The organism is Tenuibacillus multivorans (assembly GCF_900103915.1).
Lineage (GTDB): Bacteria > Bacillota > Bacilli > Bacillales > Alkalibacillaceae > Tenuibacillus > Tenuibacillus multivorans.
In genome coordinates this window covers 295,246-318,242 of sequence record NZ_FNIG01000002.1, presented here as the reverse complement: position 1 = coordinate 318,242, position 22,997 = coordinate 295,246, and the positions used below count along the sequence as shown (strand labels likewise).

The 22,997-nt window shown below is 37.5% G+C and carries 25 protein-coding genes and 1 pseudogene; 20 read left to right on the top strand and 6 right to left on the bottom strand.

What is annotated here, in order from left to right; all coding sequences use genetic code 11:
• The first annotated feature begins 230 nt into the window (after positions 1-230).
• From BLP77_RS04320 to BLP77_RS04295, 6 genes and pseudogenes are all read left to right on the top strand, one after another.
• Positions 231-947: an ABC transporter ATP-binding protein gene (locus BLP77_RS04320; protein WP_093855880.1), complete on the top strand. Its 717-nt coding sequence runs from the start codon at positions 231-233 to the stop codon at positions 945-947.
• Positions 947-1,972 carry an ABC transporter permease gene (locus BLP77_RS04315; RefSeq protein ID WP_093855879.1) on the top strand — a complete coding sequence of 342 codons (1,026 nt, stop codon included), beginning with the start codon at positions 947-949 and terminating at the stop codon, positions 1,970-1,972. The genes BLP77_RS04320 and BLP77_RS04315 overlap by 1 nt, the downstream gene beginning before the upstream one ends.
• An 18-nt stretch (positions 1,973-1,990) precedes the next feature.
• Positions 1,991-2,647: a TetR/AcrR family transcriptional regulator gene (locus BLP77_RS04310; protein ID WP_093855878.1), complete on the top strand. Its 657-nt coding sequence runs from the start codon at positions 1,991-1,993 to the stop codon at positions 2,645-2,647.
• Between the two features lie 148 nt (positions 2,648-2,795).
• A complete protein-coding gene (locus tag BLP77_RS04305) occupies positions 2,796-3,650 on the top strand; it encodes a gamma-glutamylcyclotransferase family protein (protein WP_093855877.1) in 855 nt (284 codons plus the stop codon).
• Positions 3,651-3,893 carry a GIY-YIG nuclease family protein gene (locus tag BLP77_RS04300; protein WP_093855876.1) on the top strand — a complete coding sequence of 81 codons (243 nt, stop codon included), beginning with the start codon at positions 3,651-3,653 and terminating at the stop codon, positions 3,891-3,893.
• Positions 3,894-3,941: 48 nt separating this feature from the next.
• Positions 3,942-4,717 (top strand): annotated as a pseudogene (locus BLP77_RS04295) (HAD-IIB family hydrolase).
• 152 nt (positions 4,718-4,869) lie between these two features.
• On the opposite strand, the gene BLP77_RS04290 reads toward BLP77_RS04295, so the two are convergent.
• Complete coding sequence (locus BLP77_RS04290) at positions 4,870-5,181, bottom strand: hypothetical protein (RefSeq protein ID WP_093855875.1); 312 nt, start codon at positions 5,179-5,181, stop codon at positions 4,870-4,872.
• Between the two features lie 230 nt (positions 5,182-5,411).
• On the opposite strand from BLP77_RS04290, the gene BLP77_RS04285 reads away from it, so the two are divergent.
• The 6 genes from BLP77_RS04285 (at position 5,412) to BLP77_RS04255 (ending at position 9,361) form a co-directional block, all read left to right on the top strand.
• Positions 5,412-5,591: a hypothetical protein gene (locus BLP77_RS04285; protein WP_093855874.1), complete on the top strand. Its 180-nt coding sequence runs from the start codon at positions 5,412-5,414 to the stop codon at positions 5,589-5,591.
• 47 nt (positions 5,592-5,638) lie between these two features.
• Entirely contained in the window at positions 5,639-5,971 is a 333-nt protein-coding gene (locus BLP77_RS04280; protein ID WP_093855873.1) for an HIT family protein, read from the top strand.
• Positions 5,972-6,157: 186 nt separating this feature from the next.
• Positions 6,158-6,340, top strand: coding sequence for a hypothetical protein (locus BLP77_RS04275; RefSeq protein WP_093855872.1), 183 nt, complete (start codon positions 6,158-6,160; stop codon positions 6,338-6,340).
• Positions 6,331-7,443: an erythromycin esterase family protein gene (locus BLP77_RS04270; RefSeq protein WP_093855871.1), complete on the top strand. Its 1,113-nt coding sequence runs from the start codon at positions 6,331-6,333 to the stop codon at positions 7,441-7,443. The genes BLP77_RS04275 and BLP77_RS04270 overlap by 10 nt, the downstream gene beginning before the upstream one ends.
• A gap of 439 nt (positions 7,444-7,882) precedes the next feature.
• Complete coding sequence (locus tag BLP77_RS04260; RefSeq protein ID WP_093855870.1) at positions 7,883-8,356, top strand: hypothetical protein; 474 nt, start codon at positions 7,883-7,885, stop codon at positions 8,354-8,356.
• A 534-nt stretch (positions 8,357-8,890) separates the two neighbouring features.
• A complete protein-coding gene (locus tag BLP77_RS04255) occupies positions 8,891-9,361 on the top strand; it encodes a DUF1062 domain-containing protein (RefSeq protein WP_245686800.1) in 471 nt (156 codons plus the stop codon).
• Between the two features lie 112 nt (positions 9,362-9,473).
• Here the strand turns inward: BLP77_RS04255 and BLP77_RS04250 are convergent, their stop codons facing one another.
• Both BLP77_RS04250 and BLP77_RS04245 read right to left on the bottom strand, forming a co-directional pair.
• A complete protein-coding gene (locus BLP77_RS04250; RefSeq protein WP_093855868.1) occupies positions 9,474-10,526 on the bottom strand; it encodes a C45 family autoproteolytic acyltransferase/hydrolase in 1,053 nt (350 codons plus the stop codon).
• 87 nt (positions 10,527-10,613) lie between these two features.
• Positions 10,614-10,943, bottom strand: coding sequence for a winged helix-turn-helix transcriptional regulator (locus BLP77_RS04245; protein ID WP_093855867.1), 330 nt, complete (start codon positions 10,941-10,943; stop codon positions 10,614-10,616).
• Positions 10,944-11,078: 135 nt separating this feature from the next.
• Between BLP77_RS04245 and BLP77_RS04240 the strand changes: the two genes are divergently transcribed.
• The gene (locus BLP77_RS04240) at positions 11,079-11,609 is read left to right on the top strand and encodes a YceI family protein (RefSeq protein WP_093855866.1); all 531 of its coding nucleotides are present in this window, start codon (positions 11,079-11,081) and stop codon (positions 11,607-11,609) included.
• Between the two features lie 79 nt (positions 11,610-11,688).
• Here the strand turns inward: BLP77_RS04240 and BLP77_RS04235 are convergent, their stop codons facing one another.
• A complete protein-coding gene (locus BLP77_RS04235) occupies positions 11,689-12,606 on the bottom strand; it encodes a glycerophosphodiester phosphodiesterase family protein (protein ID WP_093855865.1) in 918 nt (305 codons plus the stop codon).
• 161 nt (positions 12,607-12,767) lie between these two features.
• Between BLP77_RS04235 and BLP77_RS04230 the strand changes: the two genes are divergently transcribed.
• From BLP77_RS04230 to BLP77_RS04200, 7 genes are all read left to right on the top strand, one after another.
• On the top strand, positions 12,768-14,144 hold the full coding sequence (locus BLP77_RS04230; protein ID WP_093855864.1) for a dipeptidase: 1,377 nt from the start codon (positions 12,768-12,770) through the stop codon (positions 14,142-14,144).
• A 159-nt stretch (positions 14,145-14,303) separates the two neighbouring features.
• Positions 14,304-15,977 (top strand): PucR family transcriptional regulator, encoded by a 1,674-nt coding sequence (locus tag BLP77_RS04225; protein WP_245686799.1) that lies wholly within the window; start codon positions 14,304-14,306, stop codon positions 15,975-15,977.
• A gap of 213 nt (positions 15,978-16,190) precedes the next feature.
• Positions 16,191-17,402, top strand: a complete 1,212-nt coding sequence (locus BLP77_RS04220) for a M24 family metallopeptidase (RefSeq protein WP_093855862.1) — start codon at positions 16,191-16,193, stop codon at positions 17,400-17,402.
• Between the two features lie 11 nt (positions 17,403-17,413).
• On the top strand, positions 17,414-18,613 hold the full coding sequence (locus BLP77_RS04215) for a cystathionine gamma-synthase family protein (protein WP_093855861.1): 1,200 nt from the start codon (positions 17,414-17,416) through the stop codon (positions 18,611-18,613).
• 11 nt (positions 18,614-18,624) lie between these two features.
• Positions 18,625-19,674: a homoserine dehydrogenase gene (locus BLP77_RS04210; protein WP_093855860.1), complete on the top strand. Its 1,050-nt coding sequence runs from the start codon at positions 18,625-18,627 to the stop codon at positions 19,672-19,674.
• A 6-nt stretch (positions 19,675-19,680) separates the two neighbouring features.
• Positions 19,681-21,114 (top strand): aldehyde dehydrogenase family protein, encoded by a 1,434-nt coding sequence (locus tag BLP77_RS04205; protein WP_093855859.1) that lies wholly within the window; start codon positions 19,681-19,683, stop codon positions 21,112-21,114.
• 247 nt (positions 21,115-21,361) lie between these two features.
• Positions 21,362-22,207, top strand: a complete 846-nt coding sequence (locus BLP77_RS04200; protein ID WP_245686798.1) for a CAP domain-containing protein — start codon at positions 21,362-21,364, stop codon at positions 22,205-22,207.
• Between the two features lie 44 nt (positions 22,208-22,251).
• Here BLP77_RS04200 and BLP77_RS04195 read toward each other — a convergent pair whose 3' ends face one another.
• Positions 22,252-22,647 carry a thiol-disulfide oxidoreductase DCC family protein gene (locus BLP77_RS04195; RefSeq protein ID WP_093855858.1) on the bottom strand — a complete coding sequence of 132 codons (396 nt, stop codon included), beginning with the start codon at positions 22,645-22,647 and terminating at the stop codon, positions 22,252-22,254.
• A complete protein-coding gene (locus tag BLP77_RS16230) occupies positions 22,641-22,940 on the bottom strand; it encodes a TIGR04104 family putative zinc finger protein (RefSeq protein WP_176752953.1) in 300 nt (99 codons plus the stop codon). Before BLP77_RS16230 ends, BLP77_RS04195 begins: the two co-directional genes overlap by 7 nt.
• Between the last annotated feature and the right edge of the window lie 57 nt (positions 22,941-22,997).

Below are 22,997 nucleotides of genomic sequence, written 5' to 3'. Positions count from 1 at the left end.
CTTTTTTAGTGCTTAAGTTTACTTGAGTGTCCAAGTTAGCAATTTGAATGTCCAAGTTCGTAGTTTGAGTGTCCAAGTTCTGGATTCGAATGTCCAAGTTCGCAGCCTGAGTGTCCAAGTTTTCAATCTAATTGTCCAAGTTGCCCTCGAAAAAGAATTGACTTTTATAAAAAATTATACATATAATAAAAGTGAGTACTCACTCACAAATAAAAAGAGGTGATCTTAAAGTGGCTTTTGTTGAGGTCAAGGGAGTTTCCCATGCGTTTGGGAAGGAGAAGGTATTAGAAGGCATTAATTTAAACATTGAAGAGGGGAAGATCTTTGGACTATTAGGGCCATCAGGGGCTGGGAAGACGACTTTAGTTAATATGATCGTTGGTATTTTAGATCCAAACGAGGGTGATATTTTTATTGATTCGAAGCGGGTGCCGTCCTTTGAATTGATGAATTTAACCGGTTATATGGCTCAATCTGATGCGCTTTACCAGGAACTATCGGCAAGAGAAAATTTGGAGTTTATGGGGTCGATATATGGATTGAAAAAATCGGAGCTACAACAACGAATAAAATCGGTATTGCAAACAGTGAACTTATTGGATCATCTAGATAAACCAGTTGAGCAATTCTCAGGTGGTATGAAAAGACGATTATCTTTGGCGGCATCGCTTTTGCATCAGCCAAAGTTATTGATTTTAGACGAACCAACTGTTGGGATTGATCCAGTCTTAAGGCAAGAGATTTGGGATGAATTCAGAAGCTTACAGCAGCAAGGCATTACGATCATTGTCACGACGCATGTGATGGATGAAGCGAATAAATGTGATGAGCTGGCTTTACTGAGAGACGGTGAAGTGATGGCACAGGGGTCACCGCATCAGTTAATGGATGCCTATGATGTTCAGTCCATCGAGGAAGTTTTCTTAACTGTGGGAGGTGGAAAGTAATGAGAATCCAAGCGATTGTAAGAAGGATTGTAAGACAATTTAAACGGGATAAACGGTCGTTGGGCTTAATGATTGTTGCGCCTTTGTTAGTTCTGACACTTATTTGGCTTGTGCTAGATGGTGATGATTATGAGCCTAAAATCGCCTACGATAACTTACCAAATCCTTTTGTTGACACGATAGATGATTATGCTCAAGAGATCGTTTCAGCGAAACCTGATGAGGCAAATGAGTTGCTGAAAGATGGTGAAGTGGATGCGTTTATCACGATTGAGGAAGCGACACCAATCATTTTATTAGAGGGAAGTGAACCGACGTCGAATTCGGCCGTGATGCGACTGTTTCAAGAGGCGGTTAGCTCAATTGATACTGGTTCCCCGATACCGGAACCTGAGGTCGAATTTTATTATGGCTTGGCTGATTTAGGTTTGTTTGACCGAACAGGACCGGTGTTAATTGGATTCTTCGTCTTTTTCTTTGTGTTTATAATTGGTGGTATTTCGTTTTTAAGAGAACGAACACAGGGCACTCTGGAAAAGCTGTTATCGACCCCGATTAAAAGGTGGGAGCTTGTCTCAGGATATGTCATCGGTTTTGGTATTTTTACCATTATTCAATCACTTATCATTGTGTTATATTCCATTTATGTATTAGACATGTTTATGGTAGGGAACTTCTGGGAGCTACTATTAGTGACCATCTTACTTGCGATAACGGCACTAACTTTAGCAACGTTATTATCATCGTTTGCGAATAACGAATTTCAGATTATGCAGTTCATCCCAATTGTAATCGTTCCGCAAGTGTTTTTCTCAGGTATCTTTAATTTAGAAACATTAGATACTTGGATTCAAGTGTTAAGTCAATTCATGCCGTTAACGTATGGTGCTGAGGCGCTGCAAAGCATGATGATCAAGGGTCAAGGCATTCAAGATGTTTGGTTTGAATTATTAATTCTATTTGGATTTGCTCTCATTTTCTTTATACTTAATATTAGAGTATTGAAAAAGCATCGCGCACTATAAGGCAATAGAGGTGTCAGTATGAATGAACAAGATTTACTCCAAGAACTTATGAAAGCGAGCGAAGAAGATAAGGATTTAACACCCAAGCAAGCGAAAATCTTACAAGCTGCAATCGAAATGTTTGCCGAAAAAGGCTACGCCGCGACGTCGACGAGTGAAATTGCGAAAAAGGCGGGTGTCGCTGAAGGAACTATTTTCCGTCATTATAAAACGAAGAAGGACTTATTGATTTCGATTGTATCCCCCGTTGTAACGAGGTTTGCGATACCATTTTTTGCGGACCGGTTTGTTAAAGAGGTTTTTGAAAAAGAAACAAATGAAAACTATGACGACCTCTTACGTGAAATTGTTTATAATCGATTTGAATTCGTTCAAAAGAATACGACGCTTGTAAAGATTTTGTTTCAAGAAATTAGTTTTCATCCAGAAATTCAGCAACTATTCGCTGAAAACTTCCTTGAGAAGGTTTATCCTCATTTTATAAAATGGGTTGAAACATACCAAAGGAGTGGAGATATCTCGAAGGACTTTCCAGTTAATACGGTATTACGACTGATCATGACAACCGTTATCGGGTTCATCATCACAAGGTTTGTTTTCTTGCCGCACTATGACTGGAACGACGAGATGGAGATTGAAAAGACGATCGAGTATATTCGAAAAGGCTTAAGCTAACCACATCAATTCGGTGTGGTTATGTTTTTATTTTCTATTATAATGGAGTAAATGGGGAATGGAAGTCGCGCATAATTTGTAAAAGTCGCGCATAAATAATGAAACTCGCGCGTATTTTCAAAATCTCGCGCATAAAGGGGCACTAATCTTGAAACAATTACTCGTTTTTGTTTATGGAACATTAAGAAAAAATGAACGCAATCACCACTATTTGAAAAACGCTAAGCTTGTAGCTGAGCAAGCCCGGACGAAAGGTGTTTTAAGAGATTCTGGGAATGACTTTCCCGTATTAATCAATGAGACCTCTGACTATGTCTATGGCGAGGTTTACGAGATTAACGATGATATTTTAATAGATTTGGATCAGCTTGAGGGAAATACAGGAAACCCGAGTGATTCGCACTATTTAAGAGAGGAAAGAACGGTTGAAACAGATGCAGGTGTGATGAAGGCTAAGACATACTTTTACCCTTCTGATAGAAAGGTCGACTTTCCGGAAGTGCCGTTTGGTGATTGGCGATTGAAAAAGTTGCTAGATAAAGGGGTTCCGCTTTACTTCGCGTACGGTTCCTGTATGGATGATGAGCGAATCGATCAGGTTGGGAAGCTCAATGATTTTAATACGATTGGACGAGGGCTACTGTATCATCATGAACTGAGATTTACTCTCCGTGTATCAGATGGTGGAAGAGCTGATATTGTGGAGGATCACGAACAGGCTGTAGAAGGTATTGTCTATGAGATTACAAACGAAGCATTAGCATATTTATATGAACGAGAAGGTGTTTACCGCGGGATGTACCGGCCAGCTGTGGTAGATGTTGAGATAGATGGAGAGATGGTACCGATGTTGACCTTTATTGTGAAGGATAAAGTTGACGAATTGGCCCCACCCGATCATTATCATAATGAAATTGTCCGGGGTGGTACGAATCACTTGAGTGAAGATTACCTTAAGAAAATAGATGAACGTGTGCGTCAATTAAGGGAGATGGCGAAATAGATGTTTTATACTTACATGTTACGCTGCCATGACCAGTCACTATATACAGGCTATACAAACGATTTAGAAAAACGTCTCCAAAAACATCAAGTCGGAAAAGCATCAAAATATACGAGAACGCGATTACCCGTTGAATTAGCCTACTATGAAAAGTTTGATACGAAATCAGAAGCCATGAGCCGTGAAGCGGCTATAAAAAAATTAGACAAGCGAGATAAGGAATTATTAATTAAGAATGCTTAAAAATTACTATGTTACCCACATAAATAAACGAAGAAAGTGAGCATGATTATGAAATTTGTATTAGATTTAGACGGAACTATTTGTTTTAAAGGGAAACCTATATCAGAAAAAATATTGAGATCACTTGAAGACATCACAACAAAAGGTCATGAGGTTATTTTGCATCAGCCAGACCGGTTCATGATATGTTACCAGTCATTCATGAGGATTACCACCACTATTCAATGATTGGTGGCAATGGTTCACTTATTTATAAAAATGGAAAGGTTATACACACCGAAGCATTTTCTCAACAAGACAGTAATGATATAAAAGAATTGATAGAAAAATACAATGCTACTTATTTAATAGATGGCAAATGGGATTATGCTTATACAGGGCATCATAATCACCCGATACTACAAAATGTTGACCCTGATCATTTAGCTAATTCAGTTCAACTTGATGATCTAAATCCGATTATTAAGGTATTGATTTTCTCAGCTAAACAGTTTAATCAATTAGAAGAGGAATTATTTAAATTAGATGTTTTCATTAATAAACACCGTCATGAAGAAGTCCTTGATATAAGTCCGAATGGAATTAATAAATGGGCTGCATTAAGAGAATTAGGTGTTAAAGACAATAGTTTTGTTGCTTTTGGTAACGATGCCAATGATTTACCAATGTTCAATCACGCGTTACACAGCGTTATGATTGGCCACCATGACGAACTGTCGAAATTGGCACAGGAAACGGTTAGTTTAACTGATGATTATGAACAAAAAATTATAGACAAAATATATGAACTCACTGATAAATTTAGCGTGACATCAACTTCTTAAAAAATGTGGAGATAAATAGTGAAATAAGAATTCAGTTTTGAGTGCATACATTTAATGGGCATTGAATTACAAAACAATTTGATGCTCATTTCTATAGTTCCGTTTTACATTTATGTAATTATTAAAGGAAATCCCCCGTTAGGGAAGTATCATTACCAATTAAAAACAACCATCATGATAATTGAAACAAGAAAAACAGCAAAAAAGAATGGAAGATAATATGATTTTTCCTGTTCCGTTTTATTGTTTCTTTCGTAAAGCTTCCAGCCAATAAAAAGACCTAAAAACATGCCAATGATTCCGAAACGTAAAATTGATATTATGTATTCAAATACAGGCTTATAAGTGGTTACATAACCTCCATTACTTACTTGTATAACATCCTTATAACTGACAAGTAGAATAGAAATAGCCAATCCAAACACGAATCCATAAATACCTGATTTCTTTAATATACTTTCCATTAGATAAAACTCCTTTTACCACAGTCTTAGTTGTAATAGACAACACATTTTATTTTACCATATAAATTCTGCAAATCTTTCAATTTCCACAAGTATTAACGTAATATTAAAGTGAATATTGGGTAAATAATTTTTAGTTTTATGGTTTTGTGGTAATATAATTTTCAAATATTACTTATTATTCAGATATTAAATATAATTTAAAATATTTTGAGACGGGGTAGATTAAAATGAAATTGTTGTGGGCTTATCTAGGCTGGAATTTTATTATGTTTATTGAAGTAGTTTGGTTAATGATTGACATTTCAGCAGGTGCTAGAAATAAAGAGGAGATTTATGTCATTATGGTTATCTCGTTAGTCGTCGGTGCTACTGGACTAAATCTGTATAGTAAATATATGAGTAGATAAATTTGAAAAGAGAAGAAAGGCGAAATACAGATCAAAAGGAGGATATCATGACTGAGGATTTTTATTGTGACGAGGTACTGAGTGGTAAAACAAAAGTGGATAAAGTGATGGAGACTGATAATGTATTAGCATACTATCATACAAGGCCATTCTACCCTGTACATATTGTGGCAATTCCTAAGAAACATATATCATCTTTAATTACACTTAAAGAAAATGAAAATAATCTATTAATTGAACTTTTCGAGGTCATCAAGGAAGTTGCTGCAATGGTAAAAGACGAATACGGAGCATGTCGTGTCTTGACCAATTTAGGTGATTATCAAGACTCTAAACATTTGCATTGGCATGTAATTTACGGTGAACCGTTAAAGAAGTAATCTAATAGGGTTATTGCATCCTTAAATGAACTACTTTTTTCAATTGCAGTCTTAATTGTAGGGACAAACTAATCGTGGAAATTGAAAGATAATGGTAAAATAAATAAATTTATTCTTAGGCAATTGGAAGTAGAAAATCTTAATAAGAACTATTAAAGTTTCTATAAATCCGGGGGAGGACGAGCCTTGAATTTTGTCGGGAGCAGCGCTAAAAATAAATGGATCAATCAAATTAAAAAATCTGCATCTGAAATAGGGGACAGAAATGATTTTTCATATATTGACCGTTATATAGAAGATAAGCGTATTATTCTTCTTGGTGAAAACTCACATGGAATAGGTGATTACTTTAAACCAAAATTGATTTAATTCGTTATCTACATCAACACCATGGATTTAACGTTGTTGTTTTGGAAAGCGGTTTGTTAGAAGCTACCCTTTGCAAAGAATATCTAAACGACTACCCTCCTGAGATACAAATCCCAAACTCCTTATTAGACATTTATCATAATGAAGAAATGAAACCCCTGTTTAGTGAGAAATGGGCTCAGTCTATCAGAATTTCCGGGATGGATCCACAACCTACTTATCCTCTCGTATCTGAACATATGATAAAGTGGTTAAAAAATCATACGGATCATGAACTCTATGAAAAGATGAAAATAGTTGAAGAACTTTACTTTGAATTGCAGGATGAAATGCTGGTAAAGATAACAAAACCCTTAAAAAAGAAGATGAAGTTTGCAATTGAAGAATATGAAAGCCTAATAAGATTAATAGATATCAAGTATGAAATTTTCACAAACCATGAAGTACAAAGGATGCTACAATTAATTCAAAAAGGAATGCAAGATAGGATGAATTGGTTACAGATTAACTTAAAAGGTTATCTGTCCTCTGGAGTTCAAAGAGGTTTTAATATGTTCCAAAATTTAGAATGGCTGATGAAACATTTTTATAAAAATGAGAAAATCATTGTATGGGCTCATAATTTTCATATACGAAAAAGACAATCCCTATATGCAAAATTATTAGGGATTAAATCTGTTGGGTATTGGTTACAAAAAAAGTATCCTGATGATTTTTATGCAATAGGACTATATGCGGGAAGTGGGAATTTCGCGACACAAATACGAGTAGAATTAGAAATATTTTTCATGAAAGAAAACCATTTAGAAGAGTTGTTATTAGATTCATCAGCATATGATTTGTTTCTCCCATTAGATAGTGAAAGTCAAACAACGGATAAAAAAGTGTGGTATAAGAGAAAATGGTGGTTATTAGAATCGAATTTTTCAGGTTTAGGACGAATGTTATGTTACCCGAAAGATCATTATGATGCTATTATTTTCCATAATAAAGTAAGACCCCCAAGATATTTTAAGAAATCCGAGAATCGGGGGCTTTCATGTTTTGGGTCAATAATTATTATTAAAGGCTCTTTTCGCAAACTTTGTTGCTATTTAGTATGATATTGATTCGCTATCGGCGGACGCTTTCCGCGGGCATGGCCTCAACTTCCCAAGTGATTTAGCTAAGTTGGTTGTTGAGTTAAGTGATGCTCTAAATGGTAACAGTGTCATAAGTTTTTCCGCTGATATGTTAAAAAAATGATTTCACCACAAGTGTGTAATCCATACACAGGTTTAGGCGTTTTTATTGATGATTCTGAATAGGAGTATGAGGTTTCATCACTTGGATGGGGAGAAGGGTATCAGAGTTTATTAGTGATGTATCCTTATGGGCAGTTATTATGACAAATACAAATTTGGGGATTCATCAGTTAAAAGGTATCATTGGAGAAGTATACAAGACGTTGGAGCTTTAATTTAAACTTAACCTTTTCTAGATTTCTCAGTGAGTGCCTAAAGTAATTTGGAGGTAGGCGTTTAAAAATAGGAGAGTGATTTAGTGATAGTTATCTTATTATTAATTGCGATTGTAATACTTTTGATTTTAATACTTTTCCAGTTAAATGATACGCATAAGTATTTAAAGGAACTCAATGAAGATGACAAGACGAAAAAAATGAAGAAACTACAAAAGTTTGGTCTAATAAGTAATTCAGAAGTTTTCCATAAACTTAAGCATTATAGGGATGATATAAAATATAGCCAAGCAGAAGATGATTTACAAGAATTAAGGGCAAAAGGATTGCTAACACATGAAGAGTATGACGAAAAACTAAATCATTTGTATAAGATCAAACAAAACATTAAAGACGCCGAAGAATTAAAAAAGCAAACAGGAGAGCATGATATCGTTACTTATCCAAAGGAGTATGAGAAATCCTGGTTATGTGTTTGTGGTAAGGAAAATAATTATGTACAAATCAACTGTAGTCATTGTAAAAGAAATCAAGATTATGTACTTAGTAATTATTAAATAAGACCTTTGGAGTAGTTTAGGGTTCCGAAAAGTTGATATGAAATTCGATGATAATGGTAGAGAATATGAGAGTTTAGAACTATTAATATAAGTTAGATAAATTGAAGATGTATGGATAAGTATATATTGACATAGATCACAATACTGGTACCATAATCTATAGGAGAAATATGGAAGGTGGATTTAGATTTGCCAACATACTTGTAATGGTTAAGTAACTTTATCGTACATTTCTTTTTTGATTATTTTGTTCAATCACGGGAGAAGTGTGCCTATTTTTAGCCATTACAGGAACGCAGGATAATTAGTTGTTTTATTCCGAGTGGGATTCCTGTAGGGTATTCCGCTTTTTTTATGGGAAATCTTCTCCGTCAACCGTTATTGGCGTTCCTCTGAATAAAGAGGAGGAGCGGAGTGAATTTAAATAAATTATTAATTTATGAGATCATTCCCCAAGAAACGCCTTATGTCATACGAAATTGTAGTAAATGTAAAAGGAACACAGAATTCTACTGTAGTGAGAAATTCAGGGTGAATGCGAATCAGAAAATCGTGGATATTTGGCTTATTTATAATTGTTTACACTGTGAGGAAACCTGGAATTACCCAATTATATCTAGAGTAAATGTCAATAAAATTGATTCTTTAGAACATCAGAAGTTTATGAATAATGATTTAGAGACAATCTGGCAATATGCCTTTCAAATCAATCAATTACGAAAACTATGCCATGATGTGAATACGGATATACGGTACGAGTTAAGAAAAGATATGCTTGATTCAACTTCTGACGGGATTACAATTAAAATTCGCTGTAAATACGACTTTGGTCTTAGGGTTGATAAATTCATAGCGGAAATCTTTAATATTTCAAGATCAAAAGTGAATAAAATGGTGCAGGATGACATGTTTTTGTTAAATCCAGATATTAGTGTGAAGAAAAAAATAATTGATGATTTACAAGTTACAGTTATAGGTGATTGGTATAAGGCAATGCTTTGACAATTAGGTATGAGTTTTCAATTATTAGCTTTTAACGATAAAATATTGTGAGCATCAAATTATTTTCAATTTGATGCTCTACTTTAATGAAATCATTTTAAATTAAGCAGCTCTACTCATATAATTTTTCCATATTAGCAAATGGTGTATCAAAAGCAAGTATTCCTTTGATTTTCGTGACATTAATTTCTTCTCCGTTAAGAAAACGGTCAAAGTCAAAGATGACGGGCATGCGCTTAGAACCAATCGCAATCCAAGCCCTTTTTTCTTTTGGTTGATAGCCCGAGGTGTGCAGAGTTCCGGCCCAGGCGTCATATTTTGATGAAAAAATGTCTTGTTCAGTATCATTTAATAAACGAAAGGATTGAAAGACATTCGAATCATTTTGAATCTGTTTTAAAAGTTCTTGCCTTCTGATTGAATCATCCATACGATTCCGGTTTTCTTCTGTAAGCAGTTCAAAATGGTTAGTACTTATGGAAGATTTTCTGGCAGCGACTGACCTAGGGGAAGCCTCGACTACATATGATTCGCCATTTTGATCTAATAAGACGTAATTAAATGAAGTACGATGAGGGATTTCGTTTAGTAATCCGATTGCCTCATGAACATTCGCGCAAGTTTCTAAAATAATACGCCCTATCATATTGCATACAAATCCATCATCAGAACCAACACGATTCGTAAAATTATATCCCATGACGAGGCCTTTTTCGTTCATCCCGTCAATTCTTCCAGTGATTTGCATAGATGGACCAATAACAGCATAGCCAGAATCCGTCGGCTGATAAATGACATATCTTCCTTCGTAGCCTGCGGGATGGCTATCATAATTACGAATTAAAAAATCTGATTGCGAAAATATGGAGCAACCACTTCGGTTATAATCAATATAGTAGCCTCCGAATTCTCTAAGTGCATCTTTCATCTCCCAGTTCAAGGCATCTGCCAATCCTTTAATTTCATCCAACATGCCAGGTATGAAATTTCTCAGTATATCGATTGATTCTTGTTCATTTATGGAAAAATGACGTTTTCGTTTAGAAGCCCATTGTTTATGCCTGTTTGGTAATATTGGAGAATTTCTAAGTAGTTCCCCTTGCATAAAGCCAAAATCATAATGATTTCCTCTAAACGTCAAAACATCACTAAATACTTTTGTCACAATAACCCCACCTCTCTTATAATATAAGAGTTGGTAAATCTTTAACCGCAACATAAAAAATGAGCCCAAAAAGTTTGGACTCACTCATTACATCACTTCATGCTTATCAGTTGTCACCCATTGATCAGACCAGTTTCGCATTTCGCGTAACACAGGTTCTAATGCTTTACCTTTTTCGGTTAATGAATATTCAATGCGAACTGGGGTTTCATCGTATACCGTACGTTTAACGATGCCTTCTTTTTCAAGATCTTTTAAGCGTTCTGATAAGACACGACCACTAATTCCAATGCCAGATTCAATATTACAAAAGCGTTGGGAACCTGTTAGTAATTGAAAAATGATTAGTCCAGTCCAACGTTTATTTATGATTGATAATGCTCTTTCGAATTTCGGGCAAATGTTTGTATCTGCCATACTATTCACCTCTTTATTTATATTATAACTAAAAAGTGACATTTTTAAAATAGAAAAATTTACTTGACGTTAATAAATATTAATTATATACTTACTTACATAATGTAAGTAAATTATTTTAAGGAGGAATATAATATGTCAAATGTACAATTAGACAAAGTCCATAGTGCTCTTAACTTTACCGTTAAGCACATGATGGTTTCTAAAGCAAAAGGTGAATTCAAAAATTTCGACGTGGATTTCAAGGGAGATATTAATAACCTTGAAGAAGCGAAGGTTACTTTTTCAATTGATGTAGATTCTATTGAAACCAACAACGAAGATCGTGATGGTCATTTAAAATCAGAGGATTTCTTTGATGTAGAAAATCACCCTAAAATTGTTTTCGAAGGTACTTCAGTTAATAAAGTTGGAGACTCTGAATATGAAGTAACGGGTAATCTAACTATCCGTGGAACGACAAACCAAGAAACATTCAAAGTCGATTTCAACGGATTAGCTAAGGACCCAATGCAAGGTAACATGATTGCTGGTTTTGATGTTGAAGGTAAAATTAACCGTGAAGCTTATGGCTTAGAATGGAACGCTGCTCTGGAAACAGGTGGCGTGTTAATCGGTAAAGATGTTAATTTCACAGCTGGTTTAGAATTTGTTGTTGAAGAATAAGTAAAGATTTTATAATCAATGCCCTAATTCATAATGAATTGGGGCAATTTTACGTATCGCTCTTCTAATAATTAACCCTTTATCTCAACCCTTTTTCCTCTAAAATATCAATCAACAAGTCAGGCCGATCAGTGATGATGCCATCGACTCCCGCATCAATGAGCTTTCGCATCGATTCCTCATCATTAACGGTCCAATAATGGACATCCATGCCTAATCGCTGTGCCCCTTCAATAATATCTTCTGATAAAAATTGAAAATATCGGTTTTTAAGTGGTAATTGGAGCGCATGTCCGGTTGGTCGGAACAGGTTCCGGGCGAATAATTTATGCGTAATGACAAAGTTAAAGGCTGATTGCTCACCGGTCCCAAGAGCTACGCGACCATTAGCCAGTTGGTTAAATTGGTCGATGACTTCTTGATCGAAGGACGCAACCATGACGCGATCATGCATATTAAATTCTTTAATCAATTCCCATAGTTTAGCGGCAATTTCGTCATACAACTCAGGTGGGTTCGTGTGTTTGATTTCAAGCATATACTTCATGTTGGGATAACGTTCAAACACCTCACGTAATGTTGGTTTATACACACCTAACCCACGGAATGAATATTCACCATTTATATCAAGGAAGTGAAAGCCCGCATCCAGCATTAAAAATTCCTCTAACGTAAATTCAGAGACCAATCCTGATCCATCAGTTGTACGGTCGACGGATGGATCATGCATCAAGACGAGATGGCCATCTTTTGTAATATGGATATCCACTTCAATAATATCAACGCCTATATCGGCTGATTTTTCAATCGCCGTCATAGTATTTCCTGGCGCGATCATATCACCTGCGCGATGGGCGATGACTAATGGCCCTTCTTTTTCATTTTCTAGGAACTGCTTTTGTTCCACAGTTGGTTGTGGCCTTAAAAATAATAACCAAAAAGCAAATATGTAGATGGCTACGATGATAATGATATATTTTACGAGAGCTCGTTTCATTTGGTTCACTCCAGGGAGTAAGTTTTCTTTTATATTTTAATACCTTTTTTAAGGGTGATTATAACATTTTATTTGATATTTTTTTGCGTCATTCGTGAATTGAGATGATGAAAGTGATAAGATAATTCATAATAAGTTTTAATTTTGAAAGGGGTAGGCTCATGCAAGAACAAGTGATTCAATATTTAAAAGACAATCGTGAAAAACATTTAAATCAATTAAAAGACTTCTTAGCTATTCCTAGTATTAGCTCATTGTCCGAACATCATGATGATGTTGTTAAAGCGGCTGAGTGGGTGAAGGATGATTTAGTTCAAATCGGTTTTGACAAAGCGGAAGTGATGCCAAGTGATGGTAAGCCAGTTGTGTATGGTGAAGTTGTGAAAAATCCTAATGCGCCAACGGTATTAATCTATGGCCACTATGATGTACAGCCTGTTGATCCTGTTGAGCTATGGGACTCTGATCCGTTTGAAGCAACGATAAAAGATGATAAATTATATGCACGTGGCGCGACTGATGACAAAGGCCAGGTATTCATGCATATGAAGGTGATGGAGGCGGTGTTAAATACGGTTGATACACCACCAGTTAACTTTAAAGTATTAATCGAAGGTGAAGAGGAAATCGGAAGTCCAACCTTGCCGAAGTTTTCTGAAGAACACCAAGATATGCTTAAAGCTGATATGATTGTTGTATCAGACTCTGCGTTAATTGAGAGAGGCAAACCAACGATTACATACGGACTCCGGGGATTAGCCGGTATTCAAATTGACGTACAAGGTGCGAAAGGAGACCTTCACTCAGGGGAATACGGTGGCGGTGTGATGAACCCAATTCATGCATTAGTTAAAATCTTAGATTCATTCCGTGATGAAAACCATAACATTTTAGTCGACGGTTTTTATGATCGTATTCCAGAGCTATCTGATGAGGAGCGTCAAGCGCTTGCTGCCGTACCATTTGATGAAGAAAAATTACGCAAGGAACTTGATGTCCCAGAATTTGCAGGTGAAGAGGGTTATTCTTATGTCGAGCGCACATCAGTTAGACCGACATTAGAAATTAACGGGATTTATGGCGGTTTCCAAGGAGAAGGCATTAAAACGGTTTTACCTTCTCAAGCTGCGGCGAAAATTACGTGTCGCCTTGTACCCGATCAGGATCCAGAGGAAATCGTTGAGCTTTTAACAAAACATGTTGAAGCGAACAAGCCAGATGGTGTTAACGTAACGGTGACGCCGTTTGATAAAGGGAAACCGTATGTCACACCATTTGATCATCCTGTTATTCAAACAGCAGCTAAAGCTTATGAAAAGGTTTATAATGAAGAAACAGCCTATATTCGCGGAGGTGGCTCGATTCCTATCGTCGCTGAATTAGACCGCATTTTACAAGTTCCGGTTGTGTTGATGGGATTCGGCCTACCAGATGAAAACCTGCACGCGCCGAATGAGCACTTTAATTTAGAGAACTTTGATAAAGGGATGGAAACACTCGCGCATTACTGGTTTATGTTAGAGGAAGTAGGAAAATAAAAATGAGAAAAATTGACCGCCTTTCTGGCGGTCGATTTTTTTGACTTTTGGGCGATTAGGAAAATATTTTAATATTCTAAATTGACTGTACGAACTAGCCCTTTATATAATAAATATATAGTTATGTCATATAAAATGGTGATGGGTATGGGGATTTCAATGAAAGAGGTTGTCGGTTTAAATATATTATCGGAAGGCCATGTCGTTGCTGGTCACCGGGAGCTTAACGAGACCCTTGTAGAATGGGTGTCCGTCATGGAGGTTCCGGTTGAAAACTTTGTGAGAAAACACGAGTTTGTCTTAACGACTGGTATTGGATGTGCTGATGATCCCATTTTATTTGAAAAATTTGTTCAGGACGTGATTCAATCCGGAGCTTCTGCCTTAACCGTTGCGACAGGAAGGCATATTTTAGATATCCCTGAACGTGTAGTTGAATTGGCTGATCGGTCGGGATTTATTTTAATTGAAATTCCTTGGAAAATACGTTTTTCAGATGTTATTCAAGAAGTGATTGAAGCCATTAACCGTGAAAATGAGTTAGAACGACTGCAGGGCGAGGAGATTAGGCAACAGCTTACGGATTGTGTCTTAAGCGGCGGGGCTTTACAGGATATTTTATCAATCCTACATGAAAAAATTAATATGCCAGTTGCAATCAGTGATCAAAGACAAATGATCCGAGCGAATTATAATTTCGATACGTCGATTATTAATACGCTAAACGGAATCACGGATGGAACCATCACTCAATTAAAAACACCTCAAGTACCGCTAGAAGAACATCCGCTATACCATCATTTGAATCAATATATGGTCAATGGTCAGACTTGCTATGAGCTGACGATTTTTTCTAATGATAAGAAGCAAGGTTATTTACTGTTCATGCCAGATGAACAGGATGATTTGTCTTGGTTAACGATGAATGCCCTAGAGCACGGATTAACGGCATGTGCATTATATTTTTTAACTGAAAATGCGATTGAAACAACAGAGATTCGCTTAAAAGATAATTTTATTTTAGATTTAGCGAAAGTTAAACAGGAATTGACGACGCAAGTCATTTCTAAAGGGGCACTGCTAGGGTATGATTTGACGATTCCTTATGCGTGTATTGTTGGAGATTTTCGCTCAACAGAGGTTGAGGATGAATCGTATTCTCATGAAAATGACCGCTCGATGCAATCGTCTTTGCACAGTTTAAATTATTATGTGCAAAAGGAGATTACGCACGCTAGTCAGCAACTACAACGAGCGACGATGTCAACGTTTGATGAGGGTGAAGTCGTCATATTTTTAGAAACGAACGAGCAGGTGTATCAAGAACATGTGAATCATTTTTTGGATATGGTGGAGCGCCGGCTTCATGATCAGCTGACGAATATTGATTTTGCTTGGGGTATTGGTTTTCATCGTGGTAGCGGGAATGTGTTTTATGAAAGCTACCAGGAGGCGAGGGCGGCGTTAGATATTCATACGAAACAGTATGGATTTGGTGAGCGGACATTTTTTGAGGAAACACGAGTCAATCGTTTGCTTATGATATTGACGGAAGAGGATCATGTTGTAACGCATGTTAAAGAAATTTTAAGGCCTTTAGTGGAATACGATCAAAAAAGGAAAACGGATTTAATTCAAACCTTTATGACCTATCAAAAATATAAAGGAAACGTCAGTCAAACTGCGCGAGCATTGAATTTGCACCGGCAGTCATTACTTTACCGGTTACGTAATATCGAAAAATTAACGCAGCTTTCGTTAGTGGATGCGGATGATTCATTTTTATTAGAATTTAGTGTTCGGCTCTGGATGCTGAATAAATTCAAGGACTAAGCCTTAAAGGTTTAGTCTTTTTTAGTATGCACAAAAGTGAAATTTCGCTTAAGGGTCGCATCAATCGACGAGTTTTATTGATATCAATCAATTTGTATAACACTTGATTAAAAAAGTTCATACAGTTTGATCATTACAAATTAGCACCTATCTGCGTACAATAGAAGTAAGAAATCCAAATATTCAGTTAATTGATGAAGGGAGGAAAGTTGGATGCTAGATTTTGATATATTGGAGTATCAAGAGCGATTAGAAAGAACTAAAAAGAGCATGGAGAAGCAGGGCATTGAAGTTTTACTCATTACGGATCCTGCGAATATGAATTATTTATCAGGCTATGATGCATGGTCATTTTATGTTCATCAAATGTTAGTTGTTATCATCGATGAACCGCAGCCAATTTGGATTGGTCGTTATATGGATGCAACCGGGGCGAAATCGAAGACGTGGATGTACGATGAAAACATTATGGCTTATCCAGATTACTACGTTCAGTCGGATCGTTATCATCCGATGGAGTTCGTAGCTGAAATTTTAGAAGAAATTGGTCACGGTAATCGCGTGATAGCAGTTGAAAAAGAGCAATATTATTTTACGGCTAAAGCTTACGAAGTATTAAAAGCGAAATTGCCGAATGCAACGTTTAAAGATGGTACGTTACTCGTCAACTGGGTTAGGATTCATAAGTCTGACCAAGAAATAGAATATATGAGAAAAGCAGCTATGATAGCTGAGCGTTCGATGCAAGCGGGTCTTCAAAGTATTCATACCGGTTCTCGTGAGTGCGACGCGGCAGCTAGTATTTTCTTTGAATTAGTCAAAGGAACTGAAGAATTTGGGGGTGATTATCCTTCGATTGTCCCAATGTTGCCAACAGGGGAGAACACTTCAACACCACATTTGACTTGGAGTGATGCTTATTTCGAAGAAGGGAATTCCGTCATCGTTGAGTTAGCAGGCTGTTATAAGCGGTATCACTGTCCATTAGCTCGCACTGCTTTTATAGGTCAACCTCCTGAGTATCATCATCGGCTTGCGAGTATTGTGGCAGAAGGAATGGAGGAAGTTATAGCTAAGGTTAAACCGGGAATTTATTTAGAAGAATTAGAGGAAGCATGGCGTAAATCGACCCGTAAGTATGGGATTGAAAAAGAATCTCGGCTCGGGTATTCCCTTGGTTTAAATTATCCACCAGATTGGGGTGAGCATACCGCAAGTATTAGAAAAGGCGACAAAACAGTTTTACAGCCGAATATGACGTTTCATTTCATTCCTGGTATTTGGGAGGATCATTATGGTCTTGAGATGAGTGAATCGTTTCGAGTGACTGAGACGGGTATTGAGCTCTTTACCAATTACCCGAGAGAATTGTTAGTTCAAAGCCCATTTCAATTACCGGATGGGAGTAATGGGATAATAAGTTAGGAGGAGATAAGATGGAACAATCAAAAATGGGGACAAAAGCACTTTGGGCAGGAGAGAAAGAACAGTTAGTACACGGTGCGACACAGGTGCCGGTCATTCATAGTGTATCTTTCGGCTATGACGATTTAGATGAGTGGTATGAAGTTGCTACTGGTCAAAAGGACGGTCATATTTATGGCCGAAATACCAATCCTACGGTTAAGGCGTTCGAGGAAAAGATTCGTATTTTAGAAGGTGCAGAAGCGGTAACAAGTTTTTCAACAGGGATGGCTGCAATTAGTAATACGCTAGAAACGTTTTTATTCCCGGGTGATCGAATCGTCTCGATCAAGGACACTTACGGTGGCACAAATAAAATTTTCACTGAATTTCTTCCGCAAAAACAAATTGATGTGGAGCTTTGTGAAACAGGCAATCATGAAGCCATTGAAGCAGAGGTTACGAAGGGCTGTAAAATCTTATATTTAGAGACACCAACTAATCCAACCGTTAAAATAACAGATATCGAACGCATGGTTCAAGCGGGTCATGATGTAGGTGCTTTAGTTATTATTGATAACACATTTGCGACTCCGATTAACCAAAATCCAATTGACTTAGGTGTTGACCTTGTGATTCATAGTGCGACGAAATTTTTAGGTGGTCACGCTGATGCGTTAGGTGGCGTTGTCTGTGGACCAGAGAATTTAGTCGAGAAGATTTACCATTATCGTGAAATTAATGGGGCGACTTTAGATCCAATGGCTGCATATTTACTACTCCGTGGTATGAAAACGCTTCATCTTCGTGTTGAAAAACAAAATGAAAACGCACATAAGATAGCGGAATATTTAAAAACTGTTGATTGGGTCGACGATGTCTTTTACCCAGGATTAGAGGAGCATATAGGTCATGATATCGCGAAGCAGCAAATGCGTGGTTTCGGTGGTATGTTGAGCTTTTCTGTAAAAGGTGGTATGGATACGGTCCGCTACTTGTTACCTAAGCTACAATTCGCGAATCGTGCAGCAAACTTAGGTGCGGTTGAGACGGTTGTTGGTCCGGCGAGAACAACAAGTCATATCGAATGTACGCCAGAAGAACGAGCGGCCATGGGAATTCCTGAGGGGCTCATTCGTTATTCAGCAGGTATAGAAAATATTGACGATTTAATCAATGATCTCGAGCAAGCTTTTGCATCATTACCAGAAGAATTAATGGCTAAAGGGTAAGGGGGAATTTGATGAATATTGCCTTTATCGGTTTTGGTGGCGTTGGTCAGGCACTCGCTGAGATTTTACATGAAAGACAGGAAAAATTAGAACAAGAATATGGATTAAAAGCCAAAGTCGTAGCAGTAGCTGATAAAATGAAAGGTTCAGTTTATCATCCCGATGGCTTAGACGTTCCGCAATTAATTCAATCGGTACGGGAAGATGGAAATATTGAAGCATACTCCAATGCTGAGACTTATGGCCTCGACAGTATTCAAACAATTAAAGATACCAATGCAGATATGATCGTTGAAGTGACATTTACAGATGTTCAAACTGGTCAACCGGCGATTGAGCATTGTGAAACGGCATTCAAACATGGCAAGAGTGTTGTGACAACCAATAAAGGCCCTGTAGCCTTAAAGCTTGAAGAATTACAGGCGTTAGCGGATGAAAATGATTGTTTCTTTGGATTTGAAGGGACAGTCATGAGTGGAACGCCGGCTTTACGTTTACCGAAAACGACATTAATGGGTAATGACATTAAAGAAGTCGTTGGTATTCTAAATGGCACGACGAATTATATCTTAACGGAAATGGAAAAAGGATTCTCCTTCAACCAAGCGCTCAAGCAGGCTCAGGAATATGGGTATGCTGAAGCGGACCCGACGAGTGATATTGAAGGCTATGATGTGAGATATAAGACAGCTATTTTGTCGCATTATGTTATGGGTGAGGCAATCAGCGCTTTAGAGATACCGTGTGAAGGCATTCGTGAAATGACTCAGGACATGATTCAAGAAGCTTTAGGGGAGAATAAGCATTGGAAGCTTCTAGCGAGAATCAAAAAGACACCTCATGGTATCGAAGCAGCTGTCGGACCAGAAAAGATTTCAAATGATCATCCATTAGCGAGTATTCAAGGTGCAACAAATGCGATTATGTATGATTGTGACTTAGCGGGACCAATTATGTTGACTGGAGCGGGTGCAGGACTTAAGGAAACAGGTTTTTCGTTACTCATTGAAATGATACACGTTCAACAAAGTCGTACCAACAACTCTTTTATAGTGAGGTGAAGGGAGATGAAAATACAGGTCAGGGCAGAGAAAATGATGTTGGCAGGTAATTGGGTCGATAAAGAAAAAACGTTTGACGTGTATGACCCACAGGACAATCGGTTAGTGGCACAGGTACCTTTGTCGACAAAAGAAGATATGGAGCAGGCCATTCATGAAGCGGAGCAAGCCTTTAAAAAACATCAGGAATGGCCAACTCACGAACGAATCAAAGTCTTAAAAGGTGCTGTTGAATATATTCAAGAGAATAAAGAATTGTATGCGCAAACGATTGCGACTGAAGGGAGTAAAACGATCACGGAAGCACGTGGTGAGGTTAAAAGAGCGATGCAAACGCTCGAAATTAGTGCCGAGGAAGCGCGTCGTTTAAAAGGCGAAACCATTAATTTTGACCAAAATGAAGGTAGTGAAAATCGAATCGGTTATTATTATCGGTTTCCCGTTGGTGTTGTAGGTGCTATTACACCATTCAATGACCCGTTAAACTTAGTGGCTCACAAAGTTGGTCCAGCGATTGCATCTGGTAATGCGATTGTCGTTAAACCGGCCACCGTTACGCCATTAAGTGCTCTATTATTAGCTGATGCCTTCGAGGCAGCGGGTCTACCTAAAGGAATGCTCAGCATTATTACCGGTTCAGGTAGAGAATTAGGTGAAACGCTTGTGACACATCCCGCGATTAAAATGGTATCGTTCACGGGTGGCATAAATGTCGGTAAAACAATCGCGCAGCAAGCAGGAGTTAAGCAAATTGGGATGGAGCTCGGGTCTAATTCACCGGTCATTGTTTTAAACGATTGTGATTTAGAGGATGCCGTTTCATCCTGTGTATCGGGCGCATTTGGGGCGGTCGGGCAAAATTGTATCGGTGTACAACGGATTTATATTGAAAATGATCTTTATGAGGAATTTACCAAGCGATTAGTTTCACAAACGAATGCTTTAAATGTTGGCGATAAATTATCTGAAAATACGGATGTTGGCCCTTTAATTAAGGAAGATGAGGCCAAAAGGGTCGAAAGCTGGGTGAATGACGCCATTCAAGAAGGTGGAAGGCTTTTAACAGGAGGCATTCGTGATGGTGCCTTTTATTCACCTACTGTTTTAGCAGAAGTACCAGAGCATGCCCAAATCGTGAAAGAGGAAGTGTTTGGCCCTGTTGTAACCGTTTATCCGGTTGACTCATTAGAAGAAGCTGTTGAAAAATCAAATGATGTGGATTACGGCTTACAGGCAGGCGTTTTTACTAAAAACCTTGATCATGCCTTTTATGCGGTTCAACATTTAGATTGTGGTGGCGTTATGGTCAATGATTCAAGTGACTATCGAATTGATGAAATGCCCTTTGGCGGGGTGAAACATTCCGGCTTAGGACGTGAAGGTGTCCGGTATTCCATTGAAGCCATGACTGAACCGAAAGTGGTGGCGATTAAATTATAAGTAGTTGATTAAATTGGGTAAGTGATCTCCTGTTTTTGGCGGATCGAAAGCCAAGATTGGCGACTCCAACGCCGAGAATGGCGAGTCCAACGACAAAACCTGGTCCATACTCGGCCCAGGTATTTTTTTACAAAGCGCCGAAAGCTTGGTACGTCGTATATATGGCAATGCTCCCTATTATTGGGAGCATATTTTTTATGTGAAGTTTTAAACTAAAAATGAAACAAGTATAGGAGGTTTAAAATTAATGAAGTTCAAAATAAAATGGTTTTATGTCTTCATATTAATTGCCATGATATTGACTGGCTGTAATATGGAACAAGGTGCCGAAAACAATGGCGGAAATGAACCAGAAAATGTCACCTTTGATCCGAATCACAATGGTGATGGTAATAATAACGGAACAAATCAGAACAATGCAAATCAAAACAACAGAACCCAAAATAACGGTAACAATCAAAACAATGGCAACCAAAATGATTTTCCTTTTTATAATGATAATAATGCTGGGAATGCTCAATTTCCTTATGAGACCGATCGTGGGTTCAATTACAATCATAGAAACAATGAAGTCGAACCTAATCAAAATGGTGGTAACCAAGGACAAAATAATAACAATAACCAAGGACAAAACAATAATGGCAACGGTATGTCAATACAAAACAATAATAATAACAACACGCCAAACGTTAATCAATCACAGGACACCAAAAACATCATCCAGGAAGTTGTTCGCTTAACTAACGAAGCGCGACAAAAAAATGGCCTTTCCGATTTGAAAATTGACCAAGAATTGAATGACGCAGCACAGAGAAAATCCGTTGATATGGCGGACAACGGTTACTTTAGTCATACGTCACCAACATATGGTTCGCCATTTGAAATGTTAGATCAGTTTGGTATTGATTATTCGGCTGCAGCTGAAAACATCGCGGCCGGTCAACAGACAGCAGAAAATGTTGTTAATCAATGGTTAAACAGTGAAGGCCACCGAAAGAATATTATGAATGAGGAAATGACTCACATCGGTATCGGTTATGAAAACAGCGGAAACATGGCACCCTATTGGACTCAGCTTTTTATCGCAAAATAAAATAAAACGGAGAACGTTTTATCAAGGGAAGTGTTCTCCGTTTTTTAGTCGAGGAACTTCTGTTTATACTCAGGCTTCGGCATCATACAGTAGTCCTGTTTACCAAACCATTTGTATCGATTTGTGGCCACAAATGCGTAAAGCCAATCCCGTATAAATTTGGGAATCACGACAAAGATGTAAAGGCCTTTCCACAAACCAGGTAAATGTTTAACAACCTGTAAAGCAGCCGATGACTTAGTGTAAACCCGTTTATCGCTAATATAAATAAAACTGTCTAAATCAGTGGAAATGCGTTTTTCCTTTAGAAGTTGCTGACCGGTTTCGCCTTGTAACGATGCAAAGCGAAAGTGGTCACGTTGATCTCGTTTCAAAATAAACTGGACTAACCCATTACATAAGTTACATACACCGTCAAACAGGACGATTCCTTTTACCATAAGGGTTCCTCCTCCTTAGATAATCTCACCCAAAAAGGCTGTGCAAATATTAAAGCACATAAAAAGACTAATAATATAACAAACATAAGTTGAATGGGAACTTCAAATACGTTAAGTGAAAAAATAAGAATAGGGGTTATAACGGCAATGATCGTTGATTGTTTTTTAAATTTGGCTGAAAGATAAGAAGTCTGATTACAATTTGAACAAACAACCCCGATTCTGGACCGCCAACTAAATGGTAAAAGTTCCTTATAACGATACGAATGACGACAATGTGGGCATTTAGTCATCATACCACACCTTTCTAATTATATGGTACCATATATGTGAAAGAAAATTTAGACGTT